Origin of the sequence: Beijerinckia sp. 28-YEA-48, assembly GCF_900104955.1 — a bacterium.
GTDB lineage: Bacteria > Pseudomonadota > Alphaproteobacteria > Rhizobiales > Beijerinckiaceae > Terripilifer.
Genome location: NZ_FNSI01000001.1, coordinates 3,867,655 through 3,893,884, shown reverse-complemented (window position 1 = coordinate 3,893,884; position 26,230 = coordinate 3,867,655). Strand labels below are relative to the sequence as shown.

General features: G+C 63.1%; 18 protein-coding genes. 9 read left to right on the top strand and 9 right to left on the bottom strand.

What is annotated here, in order from left to right:
- Window positions 1–25: 25 nt before the first annotated feature.
- Together BLW50_RS18220 and BLW50_RS18215 are read left to right on the top strand one after the other, a co-directional pair.
- Window positions 26–1,162, top strand: a complete 1,137-nt coding sequence (locus BLW50_RS18220) for an efflux RND transporter periplasmic adaptor subunit (RefSeq protein WP_244544306.1) — start codon at window positions 26–28, stop codon at window positions 1,160–1,162.
- Window positions 1,159–4,296, top strand: a complete 3,138-nt coding sequence (locus BLW50_RS18215) for an efflux RND transporter permease subunit (protein WP_090705087.1) — start codon at window positions 1,159–1,161, stop codon at window positions 4,294–4,296. The genes BLW50_RS18220 and BLW50_RS18215 overlap by 4 nt, the downstream gene beginning before the upstream one ends.
- Before the next feature lie 77 nt (window positions 4,297–4,373).
- Here BLW50_RS18215 and BLW50_RS18210 read toward each other — a convergent pair whose 3' ends face one another.
- Window positions 4,374–4,670: a hypothetical protein gene (locus tag BLW50_RS18210; protein ID WP_170850227.1), complete on the bottom strand. Its 297-nt coding sequence runs from the start codon at window positions 4,668–4,670 to the stop codon at window positions 4,374–4,376.
- Window positions 4,671–4,933: 263 nt separating this feature from the next.
- Between BLW50_RS18210 and ahcY the strand changes: the two genes are divergently transcribed.
- From ahcY to trxA, 7 genes are all read left to right on the top strand, one after another.
- The gene (gene ahcY / locus BLW50_RS18205) at window positions 4,934–6,340 is read left to right on the top strand and encodes an adenosylhomocysteinase (protein WP_090705085.1); all 1,407 of its coding nucleotides are present in this window, start codon (window positions 4,934–4,936) and stop codon (window positions 6,338–6,340) included.
- Between the two features lie 217 nt (window positions 6,341–6,557).
- On the top strand, window positions 6,558–9,116 hold the full coding sequence (locus BLW50_RS18200; RefSeq protein ID WP_090705083.1) for a sensor histidine kinase: 2,559 nt from the start codon (window positions 6,558–6,560) through the stop codon (window positions 9,114–9,116).
- A gap of 3 nt (window positions 9,117–9,119) precedes the next feature.
- Complete coding sequence (tsaE, locus tag BLW50_RS18195) at window positions 9,120–10,655, top strand: tRNA (adenosine(37)-N6)-threonylcarbamoyltransferase complex ATPase subunit type 1 TsaE (RefSeq protein ID WP_090705080.1); 1,536 nt, start codon at window positions 9,120–9,122, stop codon at window positions 10,653–10,655.
- A 25-nt stretch (window positions 10,656–10,680) separates the two neighbouring features.
- Complete coding sequence (locus tag BLW50_RS18190) at window positions 10,681–11,409, top strand: nucleotidyltransferase family protein (RefSeq protein WP_244544305.1); 729 nt, start codon at window positions 10,681–10,683, stop codon at window positions 11,407–11,409.
- Window positions 11,406–14,537, top strand: a complete 3,132-nt coding sequence (gene addB / locus BLW50_RS18185) for a double-strand break repair protein AddB (protein ID WP_170850226.1) — start codon at window positions 11,406–11,408, stop codon at window positions 14,535–14,537. Before BLW50_RS18190 ends, addB begins: the two co-directional genes overlap by 4 nt.
- Window positions 14,534–17,950, top strand: coding sequence for a double-strand break repair helicase AddA (addA, locus tag BLW50_RS18180; RefSeq protein ID WP_170850225.1), 3,417 nt, complete (start codon window positions 14,534–14,536; stop codon window positions 17,948–17,950). Before addB ends, addA begins: the two co-directional genes overlap by 4 nt.
- A 47-nt stretch (window positions 17,951–17,997) precedes the next feature.
- Window positions 17,998–18,375: a thioredoxin gene (trxA, locus tag BLW50_RS18175; RefSeq protein ID WP_280141539.1), complete on the top strand. Its 378-nt coding sequence runs from the start codon at window positions 17,998–18,000 to the stop codon at window positions 18,373–18,375.
- A gap of 74 nt (window positions 18,376–18,449) precedes the next feature.
- Here the strand turns inward: trxA and pyrE are convergent, their stop codons facing one another.
- The 8 genes from pyrE to BLW50_RS18135 form a co-directional block, all read right to left on the bottom strand.
- Window positions 18,450–19,025 (bottom strand): orotate phosphoribosyltransferase, encoded by a 576-nt coding sequence (gene pyrE / locus BLW50_RS18170; protein WP_090705070.1) that lies wholly within the window; start codon window positions 19,023–19,025, stop codon window positions 18,450–18,452.
- A gap of 88 nt (window positions 19,026–19,113) precedes the next feature.
- Window positions 19,114–19,353 (bottom strand): hypothetical protein, encoded by a 240-nt coding sequence (locus BLW50_RS18165; RefSeq protein WP_139267665.1) that lies wholly within the window; start codon window positions 19,351–19,353, stop codon window positions 19,114–19,116.
- Between the two features lie 12 nt (window positions 19,354–19,365).
- Entirely contained in the window at window positions 19,366–20,691 is a 1,326-nt protein-coding gene (locus BLW50_RS18160; protein ID WP_090705068.1) for a bifunctional folylpolyglutamate synthase/dihydrofolate synthase, read from the bottom strand.
- A gap of 6 nt (window positions 20,692–20,697) precedes the next feature.
- Window positions 20,698–21,585: an acetyl-CoA carboxylase, carboxyltransferase subunit beta gene (gene accD, locus BLW50_RS18155; RefSeq protein WP_090705065.1), complete on the bottom strand. Its 888-nt coding sequence runs from the start codon at window positions 21,583–21,585 to the stop codon at window positions 20,698–20,700.
- A gap of 10 nt (window positions 21,586–21,595) precedes the next feature.
- A complete protein-coding gene (gene trpA / locus BLW50_RS18150) occupies window positions 21,596–22,435 on the bottom strand; it encodes a tryptophan synthase subunit alpha (RefSeq protein ID WP_090705062.1) in 840 nt (279 codons plus the stop codon).
- Between the two features lie 69 nt (window positions 22,436–22,504).
- On the bottom strand, window positions 22,505–23,299 hold the full coding sequence (locus BLW50_RS18145; protein WP_090705058.1) for an FAD binding domain-containing protein: 795 nt from the start codon (window positions 23,297–23,299) through the stop codon (window positions 22,505–22,507).
- On the bottom strand, window positions 23,299–23,778 hold the full coding sequence (locus tag BLW50_RS18140) for a (2Fe-2S)-binding protein (RefSeq protein WP_280141538.1): 480 nt from the start codon (window positions 23,776–23,778) through the stop codon (window positions 23,299–23,301). The genes BLW50_RS18145 and BLW50_RS18140 overlap by 1 nt, the downstream gene beginning before the upstream one ends.
- 42 nt (window positions 23,779–23,820) lie before the next feature.
- On the bottom strand, window positions 23,821–26,127 hold the full coding sequence (locus BLW50_RS18135) for a xanthine dehydrogenase family protein molybdopterin-binding subunit (RefSeq protein WP_170850224.1): 2,307 nt from the start codon (window positions 26,125–26,127) through the stop codon (window positions 23,821–23,823).
- Between the last annotated feature and the right edge of the window lie 103 nt (window positions 26,128–26,230).

Here is a 26,230-nt window from a genome sequence, read left to right as displayed (position 1 = left end):
GAAAGCCAACAGCATTGTACGGATCGTGGTTCTTCTGCTTGTCGTTACCGCCGGCTATGCGGGCTGGTCCTGGTGGTCGCGGCCCGGTGCCACGCAGGTGGCCAAAGGCGTCGTCACGTCCATTCCCGTCGATGCCGCCAAGGCGGCCAATGCGGATGTTCCCGTCTATTTCAGCGGTCTCGGCACGGTTCAGGCCTTCAATACGGTCTCGGTGAAAACCCGTGTCGACGGCCAGATCCAGACCGTGGCGTTCACGGAAGGCCAGCATGTGAAGACTGGCGATCTGCTCGTGCAGATCGATCCGCGTCCCTACCAGGCGGCTTACGATCAAGCTGTCGCCAAGAAGGCCCAGGACGAAGCCCAGCTCGGCAATGCCAAGCTCGATCTGGGACGTTATACGGAACTGGCCAAGAAGAATTTCAGCACCCGCCAGCAGCTCGACACGCAGACCGCTTTGGTGGCGCAACTCGAAGCGACGATCCGCGCCGATGCCGGGGCGATCGACGCGGCGAAAGTGCAGCTCGATTATACCAAGATCACGTCGCCGATCGACGGGGTCGCCGGCATCCGTCAAGTCGATATCGGCAATATCGTCCATGCAGCCGACAGCACGGCGATCGTCGTGATCACCCAGCTGCAGCCGCTGTCGGTCATCTTCTCCTTGCCGGAGGAGCAGCGTCTGCAGGTGGCTGACGCAATGAAGACGGGGCCGGTGCAGGTGACGGCGCTGGCGCGTGACGGCACCACCGAACTCGATCACGGCACTGTTCTGCTGATCGACAATGAGATCGATCAGGGCGCGGGCACGGTGCGGCTCAAGGCGACGTTCCCCAATGTCCAGGAAAAACTTTGGCCGGGGCAGTTCATCAATGTGCGGCTGCTGCTGCAGACGCAAAAGAATGTTCTGACCATTCCGTCGGCGGCGGTGAACCGTGGGCCGGCCGGTTTCTATGCCTATGTGATCAAGCCGGACTCGACGGTCGATATGCGCGGCATCAAGGTCGGCCAGGACATCAACAATCTGACCGTCGTTGAAGAAGGGCTTACGGCCGGCGAACAGGTGGTAACAGGCGGTCAATACCGGCTGCAGCCCGGGGCGCTCGTGGCGATCAACACACCTAAGCCGGTGACCGCGGCGACCGCTGAGAAGGTGACGCAATGAGCATCTCTTCTCCCTTCATCTCGCGGCCGATCGCCACCTCGCTGCTGATGGCCGGCCTGTTGCTGGCAGGCCTTGCGGCCTATCCGTTCCTGCCGGTGGCGCCGTTGCCGCAGGTTGATTATCCGACCCTCCTGGTCTCCGCCGCACTGCCAGGCGCCAGTCCCGAAACCATGGCGTCGTCGGTGGCGGCCCCGCTCGAACGGCAATTCGCGCAGATCGCCGGCGTGTCGCAGATGACATCGACGAGCGCGCTGGGCACGGCGCAGGTGGCCATTCAGTTCGATCTCAACCGCAATATCGACGGCGCGGCCTTGGACGTGCAGACGGCCATCTCCGCCGCTGGCGCGCAATTGCCGAAAAACCTGCCGAGCAATCCGACGGTCCGTAAATTCAATCCGGCTGATGCGCCTGTCCTGGTGCTGGCGGCCCATTCCGACACGATGCCGCTGACCGAAGTGGACGACTATGTCGAGAACGTGCTGTCACAGCGGATCTCGCAGATCTCGGGCGTCGGCTATGTCACCCTGGGTGGCCAGCGCAAACCCTCGGTGCGCGTGCAGGTCGATCCGGCGAAACTGGCGGCGCTCGGCATCGGCCTCGAAGACGTCGCCACCACGATCAGCAATGCGACCGTCAACGCGCCGAAAGGCTCTTTGAACGGCATCACGCGCAACTTCACCATCTACGACAACGATCAGCTCCTGGCGGCCAAGCCTTGGAATGATGTCATCATCGCCTATCGCAATGGCAGCCCGGTGCGGGTCAGGGACATTGGCACCGCGATCAGCGGTCCCGAAGATGTAACGCTCGAGGCCTGGCAGAACGGCAAGCCCGGCATTCAGCTGCAAATCTACAAACAGCCCGGCGCCAATGTGGTCGAGACGGTGCAGCGGATTCAAAGCAGCATGCCGCAGATCAAGGCCGCCATGCCGCCAGCCCTCCAGGTCGACACGGTGGTCGATCTGACAAGGACCATTCAGGCGTCGGTCAAGGACGTTCAGTTCACCCTGCTCTTGACCACCATACTGGTGGTGATGGTGATCTTCGTCTTCCTGCGCACCCTCTGGGCGACGATCATTCCGGCGGTGACTGTGCCGCTCGCCCTGCTCGGGACGACCGGCTTGATGTATCTTCTCGGCTATAGCCTCGACAATCTGTCGTTGATGGGGCTGTCTATCGCGGTTGGTTTCGTCGTCGACGACGCCATCGTCATGCTCGAGAATATCCATCGCCATATCGAGAATGGCCTCAGTCCGATGGAGGCCGCCTACAAAGGCTCCGCCGAAATCGGTTTCACCATTCTATCGATCAGTATTTCCCTGGTGGCCGTGTTCATCCCGCTGTTGCTGATGGGCGGCATTGTCGGCCGCCTCTTCCGCGAATTCGCCATCGTCGTCACCATGACCATCGTGGTTTCCGGTATCGTCGCGTTGACGCTGACACCGATGATGTGTTCGCGCTTCCTGCGCAGCCATGCCGACGAAGAGGCCCATCACGGACGCTTCTACAAGTGGACGGAACGCGGGTTCGACTGGGTGCTGGGCCGTTATGCGGCGGGCCTTGATATTGTCATACGCCACCAGCGTCTGACGCTTGCCGTGTTTTTTGCCACCGTCGCCGCCACGGCTGCACTCTATGTCGTCATTCCGAAGGGCTTTTTCCCGCAGCAGGACACCGGCGTCATCGTCGGCCTTCCCGAAGGCGGCCAGGATGTTTCCGCCACCGAGATGTCGCGTTTGACCCATGCCCTGACCGACGTGATCGCCAGCGATCCCGATGTGGAGGGCTGGTCGGCCTCGACCGGCGGTTCGCGTGGCACCAACGCCGGCTTCGTGTTCATCAGCCTGAAGCCGCGGGACGAGCGCACCGCCTCCGCTGACCAGATCATCGCGCGTCTGCGGCCGAAACTTGCCAAGGTGCAGGGGGCGGCGCTGTTTCTGCAGGCCCGGCAGGATCTCAACGTCGGCGGTCGGCTGGCGCGCACGCAGTTCCAATATACGCTGAGCGACGTCAGCCTCGACGAGCTCAATACGTGGGCGCCGCGTCTGTTGGCGAAATTGAAAACCCTGCCTGAATTGCGCGACGTTGCTTCCGATCAGCAGACCAATGCGACGATGATGTCGGTGAAGATCGATCGAGATCAGGCGGCGCGCTTCGGCATCCAGCCGGCGCTCATTGACCAGACGCTCTACGACGCCTTCGGCCAACGCCAGGTGACGCAGTATTTCACCCAGCTCAACGCCTATCACGTCGTGCTGGAGGTTGATCCAAAGCTGCAGAGCGACCCCAACGTGCTCGACAAGATCTACGTCAAATCACCGACGACGGGCCAGCAGGTGCCACTGTCGGCCATGGCGAAGTTCGATAGCAGCGGTGTGAATTACGTGGTGATCAACCACCAGGGTCAGTTCCCGGCGGTCACCTTGTCGTTCAACCTGGCGCCGGGCGTGGCGCTGGGCGATGCCACGGTCGCGGTCGAGAAAGCGGCGGCGGACATTGGCATGCCGGCCGCGATCACGGGCGGCTTCCAGGGCACGGCGCAGGCCTTCCAGGCGTCGCTGGCGAGCCAGCCTTATCTGGTGCTGGCCGCGCTGATCACCGTCTACATCATCCTGGGTGTCCTCTATGAAAGCTATATCCACCCGCTGACCATTCTTTCGACCCTGCCATCGGCGGGTGTCGGGGCCTTGCTGATGTTGATGGCGTTCCATTTCGATCTGTCCGTGATCGCGATGATCGGCATCATCCTGCTCATCGGCATCGTCAAAAAGAACGGGATCATGATGGTGGATTTCGCCATCCATGCCGAGCGAGAACACGGGATGACGCCCGAGCAGTCTATCCGCCAGGCCTGTCTGTTGCGTTTCCGGCCGATCATGATGACGACGATGGCGGCGATGCTCGGCGCTCTGCCGCTGATGCTGAGCAATGGCACGGGTTCGGAACTGCGCCAGCCTCTTGGCTACACCATGGTCGGGGGCCTGCTACTGAGTCAGATGCTCACCCTGTTCACCACGCCGATCGTCTATCTCTATCTTGATCGCCTGGGCGGCACCTTCGGCTGGACGCGTCGGCACCGCAAGGAAACGTCGGCGCCGACCGCCGTGCGGGAGCTCCCGCAGCCGGCGGAATAAAGAAAGCCCTCCGGCATGGCCGGAGGGCTATTGGGGTGAAGCCTATCGGTGCCTTAAATCGACGGCCCCGCCCCAATTCAATAACAAACGCGCACGGGGCGGCGGTAGCCGACGACTTCGCCCCAGGAATTGTAGATCGGGCGCTGGCGCAGTTCGCAGCCGCCGTAGCCGTAGGCGGGAGCGGCATAGGCGGGCTGGGAGGCGGCGATGGCGCCACCAACGATAGCCGCGCCGAGCAGGCCGACAGCGAGCCCGCCGCCATAACCGTAACCGTGGTGTTTCCAGCCGGCGGAAGCCGGGGTGGAGGAAAGGGCAAAGGTCGCGGCCAGGGCGAGGGCGCCGGTGGTGGCAGCGAGGGTCTTTTTGCTGATCATGACGCGCTCTCCCGATCTATTCCGGGGCCGGCGGACACTCCCGACCGGCGATGAAATGACCTTAGTCACGTGCCGGACGAGCTGATGTGCGCCAGCGCACAGGGCTGTTTCGGAGCAAAAAAAGCCGGTGTTTCTGGAAAAATCCCTGTTGGCTCAGCGTCAGTGACATAAAGAATTCTTTATATCGCCATTGCGTCTCCCGGCTGGCCCTGCTATAGGCGCCTCCGGAAGATTTTCTTTTTCTCAGATAGCTGGAAGAATCCATGGCCGTGAAAGACAACGATTACGCCGTCGCCGACATGAAGCTCGCCGAGTTTGGCCGCAAAGAGCTGGACATCGCCGAGACCGAAATGCCGGGCCTGATGGCCACCCGCGCCGAATTCGGCAAGTCACAGCCGTTGAAGGGCGCCCGGATCGCCGGCTCTCTGCACATGACCATCCAGACCGGCGTGCTGATCGAGACCCTGAAGGCGCTCGGCGCCGACGTGCGTTGGGCCTCCTGCAACATCTATTCGACCCAGGACCATGCCGCGGCTGCCATCGTCGCCGCCGGCACGCCTGTGTTCGCCATCAAGGGCGAGAGCCTGAAGGACTACTGGGAATACACCCACAAGATCTTCGAATGGGCCGACGGCGGCACCCCGAACATGATCCTCGACGACGGCGGCGACGCCACGGCGCTGATCCATCTCGGCGCGCGCGCCGAAGCCGGTGACACCGCTTTCCTCGACAAGCCGGGCAATGAGGAAGAAGAAGTGCTGTTCGCCGCCATCAAGGCGCGCCTGAAGACCCACAAGGGCTGGTATACGGCCAATGCCAAGGCCATCAAGGGCGTTTCGGAAGAGACGACCACGGGTGTGCATCGCCTCTACAACATGCAGAAGGACGGCACGCTGCTGTGGCCGGCCATCAACGTCAACGACTCGGTCACCAAGTCGAAGTTCGACAACCTCTATGGCTGTAAGGAATCGCTCGTCGACGGCATCCGCCGTGGCACGGACGTGATGATGGCCGGCAAGGTTGCGATGGTTGCCGGCTTCGGCGACGTCGGCAAGGGCTCGGCCGCTTCGCTGAAGAACGCCGGCTGCCGCGTGCTCGTCTCCGAAATCGATCCGATCTGCGCCCTGCAGGCGGCGATGGAAGGCTATGAAGTGACGACGATGGAAGACGCCGCCTCGCGCGCCGACATCTTCTGCACCGCGACTGGCAACGTCGATGTCATCACCGTCGAGCACATGCGCGCCATGAAGGACCGCGCCATCGTCTGCAACATCGGCCATTTCGACTCGGAAATTCAGGTCGCTGGCCTGAAGAACATGAAGTGGAACAACATCAAGCCGCAGGTCGACGAGATCGCCTTCCCCGATGGCAAGCGCATCATCCTGCTCTCGGAAGGCCGTCTGGTGAACCTGGGCAACGCTACGGGCCACCCGTCCTTCGTGATGTCGGCGTCCTTCACCAACCAGACCCTGGCGCAGATCGAACTGTGGACCAAGCCGGGCCACTACAAGAAGGAAGTCTACACGCTGCCTAAGCACCTCGACGAAAAGGTCGCGGCGCTGCACCTCGACAAGATCGGCGTGAAGCTCACCAAGCTCAGCAAGCAGCAGGCGGATTACCTCGGCCTGCCGCAGCAGGGTCCCTACAAGCCGGAACATTACCGCTACTGAGTTTTCGACTAGTGGGTCGATTCTTATCGACCCACTACATCCGGTAGCTCTTGCCGCAGTTAACGAACGCCCTCGAATCGACAACGATTCGGGGGCGTTTTCGTTCGGTTAACCACATTCTCAGGGAGTCCTGTTCAAGCTACATTGAACTGATTCGCTGGGGTGGCAGGGGCCAATTTGCCGCCCGCGATCAAGTTGGACGGAGATTGACCAAAGCATGGATCCGCGGCACGGCTTTGGACGCGCTATCGTAAGAGCGCCTGCGCGCCTGCGCGCGCATTTGCGCGCCAGCGTCAGCCCTATAGGGCTGCTGGGCGGCGCTGCGCCTTTGCTGCTGGGAACCCAGGCGGCGGTTGCCCAAACGGCTGGCTTTGCCGGCGACATGTTCAACGAGACTCAGGGTGTCATCGGCTTTTCCGCCTTCGTCGCGCTCGTCATTTTTTCGGCCAGCACCGCCATTCTGCATTTGACGGGCCGGCGCGCCTGGACGCAGCGCGAGAGCCGGCTGGTTGCCGACCTGACTTCTTCCCGGGCCGCGCTCGACCGCGCCAATGTCTTCCTGTCGGCTGAATCGCAGATCGTCGTCGCCTGGGGCAGGTCGAACGGGGAGCCCGACATCGAGGGCGATCTCTCTATCGTTATGGACGTGCCGGTGCCGCGCCGGGTGCTGGGCTTTGGCTCCTGGCTGCCGCCGGAAGCCGCCCGCAACATCGAGGGCTGCGTCGAGCGGCTGCGCGCGCGGGGCGAAAGCTTCCGTCTGTCGACGGCAAGCCTCAGTGGTCGTCAGCTTGAAATCGAAGGCCGTGCCGTCGGCGGCCGCGCCGTCATGCGCATCCGCGATGTTTCCGGTGACCGGCTCGAACTGGCGCGGCTGCGCGAGCGCCACGTCCAGGCGATGATGGAACTCGATTCCCTCCATGTCATGCTCGACGCGCTGCCGAGCCCGGTCTGGATGCGCGACAAACAAGGCCAGATTTCCTGGACCAATGTCGCCTATGCCCGTGCGGTCGATGTCGCCGATGCGCGTGAGGCGATCACGCGCAATGTGGAACTGCTCGACACCGAGGCCCGGGAAGCGGCCCGGCAGCTGCGCGGCACGGGCAGCATCTGGCGCTCGCGGGTGCCGGCGGTTGTCGCCGGGCAACGTCACGTGCTCGATGTCACCGATGTGCCGACGCGTGGCGGCTCGGCCGGCTTTGCCGCCGACCGCACCGAGATCGAGGCCATGCGCGCCGATCTCAGCCGCCAGATGGAAGCCAATGCGCGCACGTTGGACCAACTGGCGACGGCCGTCGCAGTGTTTGATCGCGCCAAGCGTCTCGTGTTCTACAACTCGGCCTATCGCCAATTGTGGGGTCTTGACCCCGGCTGGCTCGATCAGCAGCCGACCGATTCCGAAATTCTCGATCGTCTGCGCGCCGAGCGCAAATTGCCGGAACAGGCCGACTTCCGCAGTTGGAAGGCGGCGCTGCTCTCCACCTATCAGTCAACCGAGACGGTGCAGCAGATCTGGTATCTGCCGCGCGAGCGCAATCTGCGCGTCGTCGTCAACCCGAACGCCCAAGGCGGCGTCACCTATCTGTTCGACGATGTCACCGAGCGCGATCAGCTCGAGTCGCAATTTAATTCGCTCATCGGTGTGCAGGCGGAAACGCTTGACGCGCTGAAAGAGGGCGTGGCGGTGTTCGGCAGCGATGGCCGCCTGAAACTTTCCAACCAGGCCTTTGCCGACCTGTGGCAATACGGCCGCGCCGAACTGCATGTTTCGCCGCCGAATGCCGCTGGAACGTCACCGCGTTCGCTGCATATCGACGACATCATCGGCCATTGCCGTGCGCTCTGCCCGGATGAAAGCCTGTGGAACACATTACGGTCCGCTGTCGCCGGCCTGCATGATGCGCGCACCCGTTCCGAATATCGCGTGCAACGCCAGGATGGTCGCGTGCTGGATTGCGCCGCGGCACCTTTGCCGGATGGCGCCACGCTCATCACCTTCCTTGACGTCACCGCGAGCATCAAGGTGGCGCGCGCTTTGACCGAGCGCAACGAGGCGCTGGTCGCCACGCAGGAACTGCGTGACAATTTCGTCCATCATGTCTCTTACGAGCTGCGTTCGCCCCTCAACAGCCTGAGCGGCTTCGTCGAGCTTCTGGGCGATGGCCGCATCGGTCCTCTCAATGCCAAGCAGAGCGAATATCTGGGCTATATCCAGAAATCCTCTGCTGCCTTGATCGCGATCACCGACAATATTCTCGACCTTGCCACCATCGACGCCAACACGCTGGAACTGACGGTCAGCGAGGTCGATATCGCCAAGACCATCAAGGCTGCTTCCGAAGGCGTGCAGGATCGTCTGGCCGAGGAATCGATCAAGCTCAACATCGTCGCTTTCGACGATATCGGCAATTTCCAAGCCGACGAGGCGCGCGTGCGCCAGGTCCTCTACAATCTTCTGTCCAATGCCATCGGCTTCTCCTCGCCGGGTCAGTCGGTGACTTTGGCCGCCTTCCGGCGCAGCGACGAGATTGTCTTCAAAGTATCCGATGAAGGACGCGGCATGCCGCCGGAGGTTCTGGATCGGATCTTCAACCGGCTCGAAAACAACAACATCGGCACGCGCCATCGCGGCGCCGGTCTTGGCCTGTCGATCGTGCGCTCCTTCGTCGAATTGCACGGCGGCCGTGTTCAGATTGAATCGGCTCCGGGCGAGGGTACCATCGTGACCTGTTTCTTCCCTGCGCGGCATAGCAGCAGCCGCGTCGCAAAGGCATCGTAAGCCATGGCCGAGGCGATTGAACCGGTTGTCTGGCACGTCGATCTGGCTGGCGAGAGCGAAACCGTCGGGCTCGCCAGGGATATCGCTGAGCTTGTCGGCGCCAATGATGTGCTGACGCTTTCAGGCGATCTGGGCGCAGGCAAAAGCACCTTTGCGCGCGCCCTCATTCGACAGCTCATTGACGATGCCGGCGCCGAAGTGCCGAGCCCGACGTTCACGCTGATGCAAATCTATGATGGGCCGGTTTTCCCCATCGTTCATGCCGATCTCTATCGCATTAAATCTTCGGACGAACTCGTCGAGCTCGGCTGGGAAGAAGCCTCCGACGGCGCTCTCGTCGTCGTCGAATGGCCCGACCGCATCGGCACGGCGGTGACGCCGGACCGGCTCGATGTGGCTTTCTATGTCGACGCGACACGCTCTCTCGACTTTCGCCGCGCCATCGTCACCGGTCATGGTGCCATGGCCGAGCGGCTGCAGCGCGCCAATGCCATTCGCAACCTCTTGCAGGTGGCCGACTGGGCCGATGCGCAGCGCAGCTTCATGCAAGGCGATGCCTCGACGCGGGCTTATGAACGCCTCGTCAAGCCCGATGGCAGTCGCGCTGTTTTGATGATCTCACCGCCGCGTCCCGATGGGCCGCCGGTGCGCTTTGGCAAGCCCTACAGCGCCATTGCCCGGCTGGCCGAGGATATCGTGCCGTTCATCGCCATGGCCAAGGCCTTAAGCGAGCAGGGCCTGTCGGCGCCCCAGATCTATGCCAGCGATATGGAAAACGGCCTCGCCATCATCGAGGATCTCGGTACGGAGCCGTTGTTTGGTGTCGATGGGCCGGATGCGGAACGCTACGCCGAGGCAGTGCGTGCGCTCGCCCATCTGCATCGCGGCGAGCTGCCGCGCGAAGTGCCCGCCGACGACAGCCGCATGCACCGCATTCCGCCCTATGATCTCGATGCCATGCTGATCGAGGTGGAACTGCTGACGGAATGGTATGCCGCGCATGTGGCGAAGGTGAATCTCGCCTCCGGCGCACGGGCGATGTTCGTCAATTTGTGGAAGGGCACCCTTCGTGAAATTGTCACATCTCCGACAACTTGGATGTTGCGCGATTATCATTCCCCCAATCTGCTCTGGCTCGAGGGTCGCTCCGGCATCGAGAAGGTGGGGATTATCGACTTCCAGGACTGCGTGATCGGGCCGGCGGCCTATGATGTCGCATCATTGTTGCAAGATGCGCGCATTACCGTTCCCGATGACCTTGAGCTGAAACTGCTCGGCCAATATGCACGGGCGCGTAAAGAGGCGGATACCGCCTTCGACATGTCGTCCTTCGTGCGCGCCTATGCCATCATGGGGGCGCAGCGCGCCACCAAGATTCTGGGCATTTTCGCACGTCTCGATAGGCGCGACGGAAAATCGCAGTATCTCGCTCATATTCCGCGTATCGAGCACTATCTATCCAAAGGCCTGAAGCATCCGGCTCTTGCCGACCTGAAAAGCTGGTATAAAACTCACCTGCCGCACATTGTCGGCGAGTGATACGGATCCAGCCTTCGGTTTTTTGATGCAATCATCCCAGATGCCGCATACCGCCATGGTCTTCGCCGCCGGCCTCGGCACGCGTATGCGCCCGATCACCGATAAACTTCCCAAGCCTTTGGTCGAGGTGCGCGGCAAGCCGCTGATCGATCATATGCTCGACCGCTTCGCCGAAGCCGGCGTCGAGAAGGCGGTGGTCAATGTGCACTACATGGCCGACGACATCGAACGCCATCTGAAGGGCCGCACCGCGCCGCAGATCGTGATTTCCGATGAACGCGCCAAGCTGCTCGATCAGGGCGGCGGCATCGTCAAAGCGCTGCCGGAACTCGGCACCGAACCGTTCTTCATCAGCAACACCGATTCGCTGTGGGTGGAAGGCGCCAAGTCCAATATCGACAAACTCGCGGAACATTGGGATCCCGAGAAGATGGACGTGCTGCTGCTGGTCGCGGCCACCGCGTCGAGCATCGGTGTCGATTGGGCCGGCGATTTCCACATGCTGCCCGATGGCCGTCTGGTCCGTCGCGACGAGCGTGAGGTCTCGGCTTTTGCCTATGCCGGCCTTGGCATCATGAAGCCGGAGCTGTTTGCTGGCGAGACGCGCGACGTCTTCCGTCTGGCGCCGATCTTCTTTGCCGCCGCCGAAGCCGGCCGGCTTTACGGTGCGCGTCTTGAAGGCATGTGGCTGCACGTGGGCACACCCGAAGCGATTGGCGAGGCCGAACAGGCGATCGCGAGGTCGGCATTGTGAGCGGTGAGGCCGCCTCGCATCGCAGACGGCTCTTCACCATCCCCGCCAGCGCGCCGTTCCTTGCCACCTTCGCGCAAGCCCTGCTCGACGGCGCCATCATTCCAGGCTTTCCCGACCGGGGCGACCCGCTCGCGCTGAGTGCCGCGACCATCTATGTGCCGACGCGCCGCGCCGCCAGAGCGCTGACCGCGGAATTGACGCGGCTCGTCACGGAGCCCGCCATCTTCCTGCCGCGCATTCTGCCGCTCGGCGCGCTCGATGATTTCGAAACCGGCCAGATCTTCGATGCTGATGGCGACAGCTATGATCCCGATCAACCCGAGGCCATCGGCGAGCTTGATCGTCGTCTCGCGCTCACCCGCCTGATCGAAGCCTGGAGCGCCCGCATCACCCATGCGGTCGTCACCATGGATGCGGTTGGTGAACCGCAGATGGATGCTGACGAGCCCTTCGTCGTCGCGGCGACGCCGAGCCATGCCTTCGCGCTGGCGTGTGAACTGGCTGGCGTGATCGACGAGTTTCGCATCGAAGGCGTCGCCCTCGATGATCTGGCCAAACTCGTTCCCGATGATTTTGACAGATATTGGAAGATCACTCTCGATTTTCTGAAGATCGCTTTCGACTACTGGCCGTCCTATCTCGACGAACAAGGCTTGCTCGACCGGGTCGAGCGGCAGGCGCGGCAGATCAAACAGCGCGTTGATGCGTTCAAACACGGCTCCAAGGGGCCGCAGATCGTTTTAGGTTCGACCGGCACCAATCAAGCGACGGCGGACCTGATCGGCGCCATTTCGCAGCTGGCCAAAGGCGCCGTTATTTTGCCGGGCCTTGATCTTGCTATGGACGAAACGGCCTGGACGGAAGTCGACGAAGGCGTCGCCGAGGGACATCCGCAAGCGGCGCTAAAACGCCTGTTGGAAACGCTTGAATGCAGCCGCGCCGATGTCATTGCCCTGACACCGGGTGTGGCATCGCTCGCGCCGCGCGAACGTTTTCTTGGCGAAGCGCTGTTGCCGGCGCAGGTGACGGGCACATGGCACGCGTGGCGCGACCGGGTTGAGCCGGCGGCCATCGCCACCATGCTGAATGGTGTTGCGCTAATCGAAGCCTCCGATGATGGCGAGGAAGCACGCGCGATCGCGGTGGGGTTGCGGCAGGTGCTGGAAACCCCGGGCCGGACCGCCGCGCTGATCACGCCGGATCGTATCATCGCCCAACGCGTGCGCGCCGAATTGGCGCGCTGGAATATCGAGGTGGACGACTCGGGTGGTGATCCGCTTGCGGCCATGCCGCATGGTGTGTTGGCGCGGCTGTTGCTCGACTGCGCTCAGGCCAATCCGCTGTCGAGCGACTGGATTGCGCTGCTCAGCCATCCGTTGCTGCGGCTCTCGTTTGCAGCCCAGGATATGGCGCGCATCGCCCGCCATGCCGAGATCGCTTTGCTGCGCGGCCGCAGTTTCCATATTGCCGACATTGAGACGGTGTTGAACCAAGCGCGCATGGCCGCGACCGATCGGCATGCCCATCCGGCCCTGAAGGCGCTGACAGACGTCGACTGGCAGAACATCGAGACCATGCTGCGCCGGCTGGCTGAAGCCGTTCGTCCCCTTGCCATGGCCGCCACGGGTGATCTGGCCGGCTGGGCCCATGCGCATCGCCAGGCCTTTGAAGCGCTTCGCGCCGGCGATGCCGCGCTCTACCCCGGTGATGACGGCGAGACGTTGCAGCAGCTGTTTGAAACCATGCAGGCCTCGGTGGCAGCAGGGCTCTCGTTCTCGCATACGGACTATTCCGGCGTGTTCGAGCGGTTGGCGCAGGAAGCCACCGTGCGTGGCCCCCGTCGCGCGCATCCGCGCCTCAAAATTCTCGGCCTGCTCGAAGCCCGTTTGATTCCCGCCGATACGGTTTTTGTCGCCGGCCTCGACGAGGGCGTGTGGCCGCCACAAGCGCGCACCGATGCGTTTCTCAACCGTCCCATGCGTAAAGAACTTGGCTTGAGTTCGCCGGAACGGCGCATCGGCCAGACGGCGCATGACTTCACCATGGCGCTTGGCGCGCAGGAAGTGTGGTTGTCGCGCGCTTTCAAACGCGGCGGTTCGCCCACCATTGCCTCGCGCTTCCTGCAACGCATGGAAGCGCTCGCGGGGCCGGAGGCCTGGGCGGCTTGTCGCAGCCGTGGCGAACAGTTTCTGCACTATGCCCAGGCGCTCGATCGGGCGCCGGACAAATCGCAGCCGGTAGCCCAGCCCGAGCCCAAGCCGCCGATCGACCTGCGTCCGACATCGCTCAGCGTCACCCGCATCGAAACCCTGCGGCGCGATCCCTATTCCATCTATGCCGAGCGCATCTTGAAATTGCAGCCGCTCGATGAGGCGGGCGAGGAAGATGGGGCGCGGCTGACGGGCACGCTCACCCACAATGTGCTGGCGCAATTTCAGAAGGCCAATCCCGGCTCGACATTGCCGCCCGATGCGCTTGAGCGGCTGATGACGATTGCCAAAGCGGAATTCGAGCCGTTGCTCGGCGATGCCAGTTTCGTCGCCTTTTCCTGGCCACGGATCGAAGCGCAGTTGCGCGCCTTCCTGGCTTGGGATCTGGATGAACGCGCCGAGGTGACGCGACTTTTGGTCGAGGAGCGCGGCCGGCTTGCCATCCCGCTGGCCGATGGTTCGATGTTCAATCTGACGGCGGAGGCCGACCGCATCGAAGGGCGCGGCATGGATTTCCGCATCATCGATTTCAAGACCGGGGTCTTGCCGAGCCACAGATTGATTGAAGCCGGTTTCTCCGTGCAGGTGACCTTGGAAGCAGCGATGCTCCAACGCGGCGGCTTTGTCGAAGCCCCCGCTGGATCGCAGGTCAGTGGCGCGGCTTACGTCAAATTTCAGGGCGCCAAGGCCAATGAGATTCGCGAGGTCGGTTCGGACAGAAAGGGCAAGCCGCTGCCCGAGCTGATCGGCGAACATCATGCCAATCTGGTGGTGATGCTGGGCGATTTCCGCAAGCCATCGACCGGTTATCGCTCGCGTCCCTTCCCGCAATATCGGCTGCGTTTCGGCACCTATGATCATCTGGCGCGGGTGCGCGAATGGTCGTTTGGCAGCGGGCCCGAGGAGATCGGCTCATGAGCGCCGGGCGTTCCTCGAGCCGCTCCTCACTGAGCCAGGCAGCTGCGTCCGACCCCTCGGTCTCCGTCTGGGTGTCGGCCAATGCCGGCTCGGGCAAGACGCATGTTCTGGCGCATCGGGTCATCCGGCTGCTGCTCAACAACGTCGAGCCTGGCAAGATTCTCTGCCTGACCTTCACGAAGGCCGCCGCCGCCAATATGGCGCGGCGCGTCTTCGACATTCTGTCTGGCTGGACGTCCTTTGACGACGAGACGCTTCAGCAGGCGTTGTCCGACATGACTGGCCGCACCGGCCATGATCTCGCCTTTGCCCGCACGCTGTTTGCCCGCACGATCGAGACGCCGGGCGGACTCAAAGTGCAGACCATTCACGCCTTCTGTGAACGGCTGCTGCACATGTTCCCGTTCGAGGCGAATATCGCGGCTGGCTTTTCGGTGATCGAGACGGATGCCCAGGAAGAGCTGTTGCAGCGCGCCCGCGAGGATGTGCTGGCTCTGGCGATCGATGCGCCTGATAGCGTCGCTGGCCGGGCGTTGCATCTGATCACCGGACTGACGAGCGAAGCAAAGTTCGATCAGTTGCTCAAAGGCGGCCTCGCCAAACATGCGGCGATCGAGGCGGTGCTCGGCCGTCTGCAGGAGGGCGGCTATCGCGCGCGTCTGGCGCAGGAACTGGGCTTGAGGCCGAGTGAGACGATCGAAGCGCTGGACGCCGAGATCACCGAAGGCGGGCCTTCGAAAAAGGACTGGGCGACGGCGGCGGAAATTCTCGAAGCCTCGAGCGCCAGCGATCAAAAGCAGGCGGGTCGCATCCGCGCCTTCCTGGCCGTCTCCTCTGTTGAAATTCTGCGCGCCACCGTTCTCACGGACAAGGGCGAACCGCGCAAGACCTTCGCCACCAAAGCCGCTCAAGCCCGTCTCGATCCGACGATCGTCGACGAACTCGAGCGCCTGCCGCCCCTGCTGGAAAAACACAAGGCGGCGCGTTGCGTCGAACGTTCCGCAGCGCTGCTCGAGCTGCTCAACGCTATTCTTTTGCGCTACCGTCATCTCAAGACGGCGCATGGCAAGCTCGATTTCGCCGATCTGATCGAACGCACGATGATGTTGCTCGATCGCTCCAGCGCCGCCTGGGTGCTCTACAAGCTCGACAACGGCATCGATCATGTTCTGGTCGATGAGGCGCAGGACACCTCGCCCGAACAGTGGCACATCCTGCAGCGCCTGACGGAGGAATTCTTCGCTGGTTCCGGTGGCGGCGCGCCGCGTCTGCGCACGCTGTTTGTCGTCGGTGACGAGAAGCAATCGATCTTCTCGTTCCAGGGCGCGCGTCCCGAATTGTTCGCCGGCATGCGCCGGCATTTCGAGGATCGCGCCGGCCCCGGCGAGTTGCGGCCCGTGCCGCTCACCGTGTCCTATCGTTCGGCAAGCTTGGTGCTCGAGCAGGTCGATCGCACTTTCATGGCGAGTGATGCCTATCGCAGCGTCGTCTCGGGTGACGATGGCTGGCTGCGCCACGAGGCCTATAAGGCGCAACTGCCAGGCCTGGTTGAAATCTGGGATGTGATCGAGCCAGTGGAGGTTGAAGCGCCGACCTCCTGGTTGCTGCCGGTCGATGCGGTGCGCGAGGATGCGCCGGAAGTGCGGCTGGCGCAGCGCATCGCTAATTTGATCCGCGATTGGATCAGGCCGGGCAGCGGCGAATTCGTTCATGATGGCAGTGGCGCACCGCGCCAGGTCAATGCTGGCGACATCATCATTCTTGTCCGCCGCCGCAACAATTTCTTCGATGCGATGATCCGCTCGCTGAAGGCCGCCGGCGTTCCGGTTGCCGGTGCCGACGTGCTGAAGCTCACCGATCACATCGCCGTCATGGATCTGATGGCGGTCGGCCGCTTCGCGCTTCTGCCGCAGGACGACCTGTCGCTTGCCTGCGTGCTGACATCGCCGCTCGGCGGCCTCGACGACGACGATCTCCTGCAATTCGCGCCGCAGCGCGCGGGCAGTCTTTACGAGGCCTTGCAGGCTTCGCCAGATCCCAAACATCGCCAGGTCGCGGCCCGTCTCGCGCGCTGGATTGCGCTCGCCGCCGAAATGACGCCGTTTGGCTTTTATGCCCATCTGCTTGGCGCCGATGGCGGCCGGCGCGATCTCTTGTTGCGCCTCGGCGGCGAGGCCAATGATGCCATCGACGAATTCCTCAACCGCGCCCTGGCGCATGAGAAATCGCAACCGCCGTCGCTCTCGGCCTTCCTGCACACGTTCGCTGCCACCGAAGCGACGGTGAAGCGCGATCTGGAAGCGGCCGGCGAAGTCGTGCGCGTCATGACCGTCCATGCGGCGAAGGGCCTTGAAGGCAAGATCGTCTTTCTGCCTGATACGACCGGCGCGCCGGGCTCCTACTTCGATCCCGACATTGTTTTCATCGCCGGCGAGGACGATCTGGCGCTGCCGGTCTGGCGCCGCAACCGCGACGAGGATCCGCCGGCGGTCGAAGCGGCCAAGGGCCAGTCGCGGCTGGAGCAGCAGAACGAATATCTGCGCCTGCTCTATGTCGCGATGACGCGGGCCGAGGAGCGGCTCTACATCTGCGGCTATCGCGGCCTGCAGAAGCTCAACGACGACTGCTGGTATCAGGTCGCGCGCCGGGCGCTGGAAGCGGGCATGGATTCGGTGCCGGCGCCCTGGAACGACGGCGAACAGGTTTTGCGCGCCGGCAGCACCGCCACGGGCGGCCGCTTGCCGGAGGCCAGCCTGTCGCGCGATCGGGCGGAACCGGATTGGCTGCGCCAGGCCGCGCCGCAGGAGCGAGCGCCGCTACCCCCGATTAGCCCGTCGCGGGCGCTCGCCGCCGCCGATCAGCTCGAGCCCTCGGTGCGTGACAACAGCAGCGCCGTCGCGCTGGTCGTCGGCACGTTGATGCATGGTCTCCTGCAATATCTGCCCGATCTCGCCCCATCCCTGCGCGCTGCCGCCGCCCGCCGGTTTCTGGCCGCCAGGGGCCGCGCCTTGGTGCCAGACGAGCAGGAGCGGCTCGCCAGCCAGGCTTTGGCGCTCATCGATAATCCGGCGCTCGCGGCCCTGTTTGGTCCCCAGTCCCGTGCCGAAGTCACCATCGCCGGCAAGGTGCGGCGGCCGTCGGCAGCGCCGCTCGATATTGCCGGGCGGATCGACCGGCTGGCGGTGCTGGATGCCGACGTGCTCATCGCTGATTTCAAGACAGGTATGCCCAAGGCGCTGGCCGATCTGCCGCCAGCCTATGTCACTCAGATGGCGCTCTATGCCGCTGCGATCGCTCCGCTTTATCCCGGCAAAACCATCCGCCCGTTCATCGTCTGGACGGCCAGCGCCCAGGCGGTCGAAATTCCGGCGGAACGGCTGGTTTTGGCCCTGGAAGCCACGATTATCCGGTAAGCGCAATCGTGATAGGGTCTAGTCCTTGACCGGACCCGGCGCGGTTCATACTTTCCACGTCGAATGCGGGATTCGATCCCGGCCAAGTTAAGGATTTTGAGATGGCTACCGAAAAAGTCACCGATGCCACGTTTGAAAGCGACGTTTTGAAGTCGAGCGAACCGGTTGTCGTCGATTTCTGGGCCGAATGGTGCGGCCCTTGTAAAATGATTGGCCCGTCGCTCGAAGAGATCGCCGGCGAGATGGCTGGCAAGGTCAAGATCGTCAAGATGAACGTCGACGAGAACCCCGGCGTTCCCGGTAAGATGGGCATCCGCTCGATCCCGACCCTGATGCTGTTCAAGGACGGCAAGCTGGCGTCGCAAAAGGTCGGCGCTTCGCCGAAGGGCGCGCTGGTCAAGTGGATCGAAGAGACCATCGCCTAATAAAAACGCCGGCGCGAGCCGGCGTCAGGATCTAAATTCAAGCGGCGCGCCTCGGGGCGCGCCGTTTTCTATTTTCAGGGGCGGGCGAGGAATTCCGACGCCTGGTAAAGCGATTTGAACGGCACGTTCTTGCTGGCAAAGAATTCTTTTGCACCGTCTTCGCGATCGACGATGGAAATGACGAGCACCACTTCGGCGCCGGTCTCGCGGCAGGCTTCGATCGCCTTATAGGCGGACTCGCCCGTCGTCGTGACATCCTCGACGATGATCAGCTTCTTGCCGGCGAGGCTTTCGGTTTTCGTCAATCCCTCGATGACCTTCTTGGCGCCATGGTCCTTGGCCTGCTTGCGCACGAAGAAGCCACGGATCGGCTTGCCTTCCTCGAAAGAGTGCTGGCAGACGCCACCAGTGATCGGCACCGCGCCCATTTCCAGGCCGCCGACATAATCGGCGCCGGCGTCAGTGATGGCGTCAAACAGGTGACGGGCGATCAGGCTGGCGCCTTCCGGATCGAGCATGGTCGGCTTCATGTCGAAGTAGAAATCGCTTTCCTTGCCGGAGGCGAGCTTGATCTTGCCGCGCCCGAAGGAGCGGGCATGGATGATATCGGCAAGCCGGGACCGGCTGGCGGCGGTGACCTTGGAAGACATGCGGGGCTCCAGGAGAGACGGATTTCACCGCCTATCTACACTGCCGGCTCCAGCCGGGAAATGACCGTGGGCCGGCCTGTGGACGGCGCTAAGCGGTCAGCCAGGCCACGGCCTTGGTTGCCTCGGCCAAAGCGGCCTCTTTCGAGGGAAAAACCAGACCCGCGTAGAAGCCGACCGGCGTCCAGGCGCCTGCATCCTCCGCATCGCGGCGAAATTCTTCAAAACCGAAGCTGCCGTCCGGGCGCTGGAACAGATCGACGCAGCGGTCATGGACCTCGTTTTCGAGGCTTTCGAACACCACCCAGGACTTGTCGATCCGCCCTGACATCAGCCCGTCCCCTTATTCGGGCGGCGTGTGATTGGCTTTCAGCACTTCGCCGGCCAGATAGAGCGAGCCGGCGATCAGCACGCGCGGCGCCACCGGCCAGGACCGGGTGGCGATGGTCCGTAGCGCCGCCTCGAAATTCTCGGCCAGCGAGGCAGCCAGGCCCACAGACTGCGCGGCGGCGGCCACATCGGCGGCGCTGCGCGCCTGATGCTCGCCACCGATCGGCACGGCGATCACTTCGCGGGCAAGGTCGCGGAAATTGGCCAGGAAGCCGGCGGTGTCCTTGGTTGTTAGCGTGCCGCAAATGAGGATCAGCGGCCGAGGCGACTGTTCCTCGAAATCGGCCATGGCTTCCGCCAGAACCCGTCCGCCGGCGACATTGTGGCCGCCATCGAGCCACAGCTCGCTGCCATCAGGCAGCAGCTCGGCGAGCGGGCCATTGCGTAGTCGTTGCAGCCGGGCCGGCCAGACGGTGGTGCGCACGCCGGCTTCAAAGCTCTGGGCCGGCAGATTGGGCAGGAACTGCCGCAGCGCCGCGATGGCGGTGGCGGCGTTTTCCAACTGGTGATGGCCGGGCAGGCGCGGCAAGGGCAGATCGATGAGGCCGATCGTGTCCTCATAGACCAAGCGTCCCCGCTCTTCGTAGCAATTGAAATCCTGACCAGCGATAATGAGCGGCGCGCCGACCCTGGCCGCTTCGCGCTCGATGACGTCGCGCACCACCATGTCCTGCCAGCCGATGACGCCGGGCACGCCACGTTTGAGAATGCCGGCTTTCTCCAGCGCGATGCCTTCGATGGCGCTGCCCAGAAACTCCACGTGATCGACCGAAACCGGCGTGATGACGCTGACGGCCGGTCGGCCAATGACATTGGTGGCGTCATAGCGGCCGCCCAGGCCCACTTCGAGCAGCAGCACATCGGCGTGATGTTGCGAGTACAGGAGCAGCGCCGTCGCGGTGATCATCTCAAACACGGTGATCGCCGCGCCATCGTTGGCGCGCTCGCAGGCTTCAAGCGCCGCGATCAGGGTGTCTTCATCGACGAGCTTGCCACCGCCGGGCGCGCCAAGGCGGATGCGCTCATGAAAATTGACCAGATGCGGCGAGGTGTAGACGTGGACAGTTTGTCCAGCGGCCTCCAGCATGGCGCGCATGAAGGCGACGGTCGATCCCTTGCCATTGGTGCCGGCGACATGGATCACCGGCGGCAGTTTGGTCTCGGGGTGATCGAGCTTGGCCAGCAGCGCTTCCAACCGGCCCAGCGACAAATCGATCTTGCGCGGATGCAGATCGAGAAACCGCGCCAGGATCGTGTCGGAGCTTGTCGCGGTGGCCATGCAGGATCAGGCCGCTGCCTCTGCCGGCGGCGGCAGAGCCGGTTGCGCCGGCTGTTTGGTGAGCAGGCGGCAGAGCCGCGCCAGGGTCTGGCGTAGTTCGGTGCGCGGCACCACCATGTCGACCATGCCATGCGCCTTCAGATATTCGGCGCGCTGGAAGCCTTCAGGCAGTTTCTCGCGGATCGTCTGTTCGATGACGCGCGCGCCGGCGAAGCCGATGACAGCGCCCGGTTCGGCAATCTGCACGTCACCGAGCATGGCGTAGGAGGCTGTGACGCCGCCGGTCGTCGGATTGGTGAGGACGACGATATAGGGCAACTTCGCTTCGCGCAGACGGCGCACGGCCACGGTCGTGCGCGGCATCTGCATCAGCGAGAACATGCCTTCTTGCATGCGCGCGCCGCCAGAGGCGGTGAACATGATGAAGGGCGTGCGCCGGGCGATGGCGGCTTCCATGCCGGCGATGATCGCTTCGCCCGCGGCCATGCCAAGAGAGCCGCCGATGAAATCGAAATCCTGCACGCCGGCCGTCACCGGCAGGCCGCCGAGTTCGCCCGCTGCCAGGGTGACGCAATCGGGCTTGGCCGCTTTGGTGCGATATTCCTTCAAGCGGTCGGTGTAGCGCTTCACGTCGCGGAACTTCAGCGGATCGAGCGGCACATCCGGGGTCGGCAATTGTTCGTAGAGCCCGCCGTCGAACAGGCTTTCAAGCCGGGCCTTCGCCGGCATGCGCATGTGATGGCCGGAGCCGGGAATAACATAGAGGTTGTTCTCGATGTCCTTGTGGAACACGAGCTGGCCGTTCTCGGGATCTTTCACCCAGAGATTTTCCGGCGTCTCACGTCTCAGGAAAGAGCGGATACGCGGCGGAACGACGTTGGAAATCCAGTTCATCGAAAACCCTTTACTCGGCGGCGGCGCGGCGCGCGCTACGAATGCCGCGGGCGAGATCAGCAACGAAGGTTGTGACCGCATGCACGGTTCCAGCCGTTGCGCGGCCCTCAGCGTCGAACGAGCCTTGCAGCGCATCTACCAGCGCCGTGCCCACCACTACACCATCCGCATGTGCCGCAATTGCGGCGGCCGACTGGGCGTTCTTCACGCCGAAGCCGACGGCAACCGGCAAAGCTGTATGCCGTTTGATCCGCGTCACAGCTTCGGTGACGCGTGAATAATCAGGAATGACCGAGCCGGTGATGCCGGTGACCGAGACATAATAAACGAAGCCCGACGTATTCGTCAGAATGGTCGGCAGGCGCTTGTCATCGGTGGTCGGCGTCGCCAGGCGGATGAAGTTGAGCCCGGCCTTCAGCGCCGGCACGCACAATTCGGCATCTTCTTCCGCCGGCAAGTCGACGATGATCATGCCGTCGACACCAGCTTCGCGCGCCTCAGCCAGGAAGCGGTCGACGCCGTAAATATAGATCGGGTTATAATAGCCCATCAGCACGACCGGCGTGTCCGGGTCGTGCTTACGGAACTCCGCCACCGTGCTGAGCACTTTGCCCAAAGTCGTGCCGGCCTTCAGCGCGCGCAGGCCCGCCGCCTGGATCGATGGCCCATCGGCCATCGGATCGGTGAACGGGATGCCGACTTCGAGAATGTCGGCGCCGGCGCCCGGCAACGCCTTGATCACCTCAAGCGAGGTGGCAAGGTCGGGGTCGCCGCACATCAGGTAGGTCACAAGGGCGGCCCGGCCTTCGGCGTGGCAAAGGGCAAAACGCTGGTCGATACGGGTTGTCATGGTGGCAGCGAGGTAGCACGCCGACGGGGAAAGCGGAAGGTTTCCGCCATCCCTCATCTGTGTACCTGGTTAAACCATCGCCGCGACGCAGCGCCGGGCCAGAACCTGGACCAGATTGGCCCGATATTCGGCGCTGCAGCTGACGTCCGAATTGAGTTCTTCTGAAGAAACCTCAATTGAAGCAATGGCTTGTGTCGAAAACTCGCGTTCCAGGGCGGCCTCGTAGTCGCCCACGCGGAAGGCGCAGGGACCAGCACCGGTGACGCCGACCCGCACTTTTCCCCCGGTGCGCGACACCATGACGGCGGCCACCGCATAGCCGGAGGCGGGATGGCGGAATTTGATGTAATGGGCCTGATCGGGCACCGGGAAGCGCACCGCGATGATGATTTCGTCCGGTTCCAGGGCCGTTTCGAACAATCCGAGGAAAAAATCGTCGCCGGCGATCTCACGTCGATCGGTGACGATGGTGGCGCCCAGGCCGACGACGGCGCCTGGATAATCGGCGGCGGGATCGGAATTGGCGATCGACCCGCCGATCGTGCCGCGATGGCGCACGGCCGGGTCGCCGATACCGCCGGCGAGCGTCGCGAGCGCCGGAATGGCTTTCCGCACCACCTCGGAGGCGCCGACATCGGCGTGAATCGTCATCGCCTTGATGGTCAGGGTTTTGCCCTCGAGTGCGATGCCGCGCAGGACGTCGATGCCGTTGAGGTCGATGAGATCGGTCGGCGCCGCGAGATTCTGTTTGAGCGTCGGCAACAGGGTCATGCCGCCTGCGAGGATCTTGCCGTCTTCGCTGCCGCGCAGCTGTTCGATGGCGGCCTGCACGTCGGCTGCGAGGTGATAATCGAAATCGCGCATCAGTGATGTCCCTTCACTGCGCCAGGATTGGCGACCGAGAGGATGGCTTCGACGATGCCCTGATAGCCGGTGCAGCGGCAGATATTGCCTTCGAGCTGATGGCGGATGAGGTCTTCATCAGCGCCCGGATTACGGCGAGCGATGTCGATGCCCATCATCACCATGCCGGGCGTACAGAAGCCACATTGCAAGCCGTGATGTTCGCGGAAGGCTTCCTGCATCGGATGCAAGGTACCGTCCGGCTGCGCGAGCCCTTCGATCGTTGTCACCGATTTGCCGCGCGCCTGCACCGCCAGGATCGTGCAGGACTTGATCGCCTTGCCATCGAGATGAACGACGCAGCAACCGCATTGCGTGGTGTCGCAGCCGACATGGGTGCCGGTGAGCTTGAGATGATCGCGCAGCAGTTCAGCGAGCAGGGTACGGGCTTCGACCTCGGCGCTGTATTCAACGCCATTGACGGTCAGTTTCACTTCCAGTGTCAAATGTGCCTCCGTCCGGATGGACCGATGAGATGGGGATCAGGCGGCTTTGTCGGCGCGCGCGGCGCGAATGGCCCGCCAGATCAGTTCAGGCGTCAGCGGCATGTCGAGATGGCGGATGCCGTAGGGTTTCAGCGCATCGCAGACAGCCGACACCACCGCTGCAGGCGCACCGGTCGCGCCCGCTTCACCGGCGCCCTTGACGCCCAGTTCATTGGTCTTCGCCGGCACGACGTTGAACAGGGCTTCCACATGCGCCATCGTGTGCGCGCGCGGCATGCCGTAGTCCATGTAGGAGGCGGTGAGCAATTGGCCGTCCTCGTCATAGACGACGTTTTCGATCAGCGCCTGGCCGACGCCTTGGGCGACACCGCCATAGACCTGGCCGTGGACGATGAATGGATTGAGGACGACGCCGCAATCATCCACCGCCGTATAAGCGACAATGACGACGACGCCGGTGTCAGGATCCACTTCCACTTCCACCACATGGGCGCCGTTGGGGAAGTTCTCGACGTCGTTCTTATAGGTCACTTCCTCGTCGAGACCTGGTGTCAGCCCGTCCGGCAGCTTCTTGGGATCGCGTGCTGCGGCAGCGACTTCTTGGATCGTCATGCTGCTGGCGCCGGCGCGGAACACGCCATCAGCGAATTTCACCGCATCGGCATCGGCCTGCAAAAGATGACCGGCGATCTTGCGGCCCTTGGCGATGATCAGATTGGCGGCACGGCGAATGCCGCCGCCGCCCACCATGGAAGAGCGCGAGCCAAACGTGCCGACCGAGGTCTTCGGGGCTGTGCCAGTATCGCCGTTGATCAGTTTCACCTTGTCGTAATCGACGCCAAGCCATTCGGTCACGAGTTGCGAATACACCGTCTCGTGCCCCTGGCCGTGCGAATAGGTGCCGGCGATGACGCTGACATCGCCATTGTCCTCGAAACGCAGGCGCATGCCTTCCATTGGCCGGCTGCCAGCGCCTTCAATGAAAACGGCGAGGCCAATGCCGCGCAATTTGCCGTGCGCTTCCGATTGCTTGCGGCGCTCAGGGAAACTGTCCCAATGAGCCGCCTTCGTCGCCATGTCCATCGTGCCGGCGAAATCGCCGGAGTCGATGGTGAAGCCAAGATGCGTGCGATAGGGCATCTGCTCTTGCGAGATGAAATTGCGGCGGCGGATCTCTTCGATGCTGAGGCCGGTGGCATCAGCCGCCGCATCCATCAGCCGCTCGGTGATGTAATTGGCTTCCGGTCGTCCAGCGCCGCGATAGGTGTCCGTGCACACCGTATTGGTGAACATCGGTTTCACCGAGAAATAGAAGTCGGGCACGTGATAGGTGCAAGGAATGATGCGGCCACCGCCTTCCATCGGCAGGCGCACGCCGTTCTCCGACAGATAGGCGCCGACATTGAGCAGCGTCTCGAGTTTCAGCGCGACGATCTTGCCGTCGGCATCAAGGCCCATCTCGGCATGATTGATCTGGTCGCGGCCGTGATAGTCGGACATGAAGGTCTCGACCCGATCGCCGCGCCATTTGACCGGCCGGTTGAGCGCTTTCGTGGCGAAAGCGATGGCCACCGTCTCCGGATACATCTTGCTGCGCACGCCGAAGCCGCCGCCCGTATCGCGCGAGACGATGCGCACATTGTCGACCGGCATGTGAAGAAGGTTTTCGGCGAGCATCGCCTGCAGGCGTCGGCCGCCCTGCGTCGGCGAATAGACGGTGAGCTGATTGTCTTGGGCTTCATAGGTGGCAACGACGCAGCGCGGCTCCATCGGGCTCGGCGCGACGCGGTTGTTGACGAGGTCGACCTTGACGCGTGTGTGCGCGGCATTCAGCTTTGCTTCGACCTGCGCCTCGTCGCCATATTCCCAATGGACGATGAGATTGGTGCCGAACTCCGGCCAGACTTTCGGTGCGTCTTCGTCGAGCGCGCGGGCTGTCGAAGCGATGGCGGGGAGCGGGTCGAAATCGAATTGTACGAGATCGGCGGCCTCGCGCGCCAGATTGGCGGTTTCGGCGATGACGATGGCCAGCACCTCGCCAACGAAGCGTGTCTGAGCCGTCGGCATGACCTTGCGCACCGGCTTGTGCATCGGTGAGCCGTCGCGGTTTTTGTAGGTGGCTTCGTTCAGCAGGGTCCCGACGCCAGCCGCATCGAGATCGAGGCCGGTATAAACCGCGATGACGCCGGGCGCCGCCAGGGCTTCCGATGTGTCGACGCCGTTGATTGTCGCGTTGGCGTGCGACGAACGCACGAAGGCGGCCCAGGCCTGGCCTTCGATATTGATGTCATCGGTATACTGACCCTTGCCGGTCAGCAGCCGTACATCCTCTTTGCGCCGCACAGGTTGTCCAATGCCGAACTGGCCCATCGATCCCTACCTATGAAATTTATTGCTTATCCCGCTGGCGAGCGAGGCTTGAGAGAAAGCCTAGGTTTCTGCGGTG

Bases quoted from the DNA above. Each gene is read 5' to 3' on its own strand.
- BLW50_RS18215 (WP_090705087.1), top strand. From the start codon at position 1,159: ATGAGCATCTCTTCTCCCTTCATCTCGCGGCCGATCGCCACCTCGCTG.
- BLW50_RS18210 (WP_170850227.1), bottom strand. From the start codon at position 4,670: ATGATCAGCAAAAAGACCCTCGCTGCCACCACCGGCGCCCTCGCCCTG.
- ahcY (WP_090705085.1), top strand. From the start codon at position 4,934: ATGGCCGTGAAAGACAACGATTACGCCGTCGCCGACATGAAGCTCGCC.
- BLW50_RS18200 (WP_090705083.1), top strand. From the start codon at position 6,558: ATGGATCCGCGGCACGGCTTTGGACGCGCTATCGTAAGAGCGCCTGCG.
- tsaE (WP_090705080.1), top strand. From the start codon at position 9,120: ATGGCCGAGGCGATTGAACCGGTTGTCTGGCACGTCGATCTGGCTGGC.
- BLW50_RS18190 (WP_244544305.1), top strand. From the start codon at position 10,681: ATGCAATCATCCCAGATGCCGCATACCGCCATGGTCTTCGCCGCCGGC.
- addA (WP_170850225.1), top strand. From the start codon at position 14,534: ATGAGCGCCGGGCGTTCCTCGAGCCGCTCCTCACTGAGCCAGGCAGCT.
- pyrE (WP_090705070.1), bottom strand. From the start codon at position 19,025: ATGTCTTCCAAGGTCACCGCCGCCAGCCGGTCCCGGCTTGCCGATATC.
- BLW50_RS18165 (WP_139267665.1), bottom strand. From the start codon at position 19,353: ATGTCAGGGCGGATCGACAAGTCCTGGGTGGTGTTCGAAAGCCTCGAA.
- BLW50_RS18160 (WP_090705068.1), bottom strand. From the start codon at position 20,691: ATGGCCACCGCGACAAGCTCCGACACGATCCTGGCGCGGTTTCTCGAT.
- accD (WP_090705065.1), bottom strand. From the start codon at position 21,585: ATGAACTGGATTTCCAACGTCGTTCCGCCGCGTATCCGCTCTTTCCTG.
- trpA (WP_090705062.1), bottom strand. From the start codon at position 22,435: ATGACAACCCGTATCGACCAGCGTTTTGCCCTTTGCCACGCCGAAGGC.
- BLW50_RS18145 (WP_090705058.1), bottom strand. From the start codon at position 23,299: ATGCGCGATTTCGATTATCACCTCGCAGCCGACGTGCAGGCCGCCATC.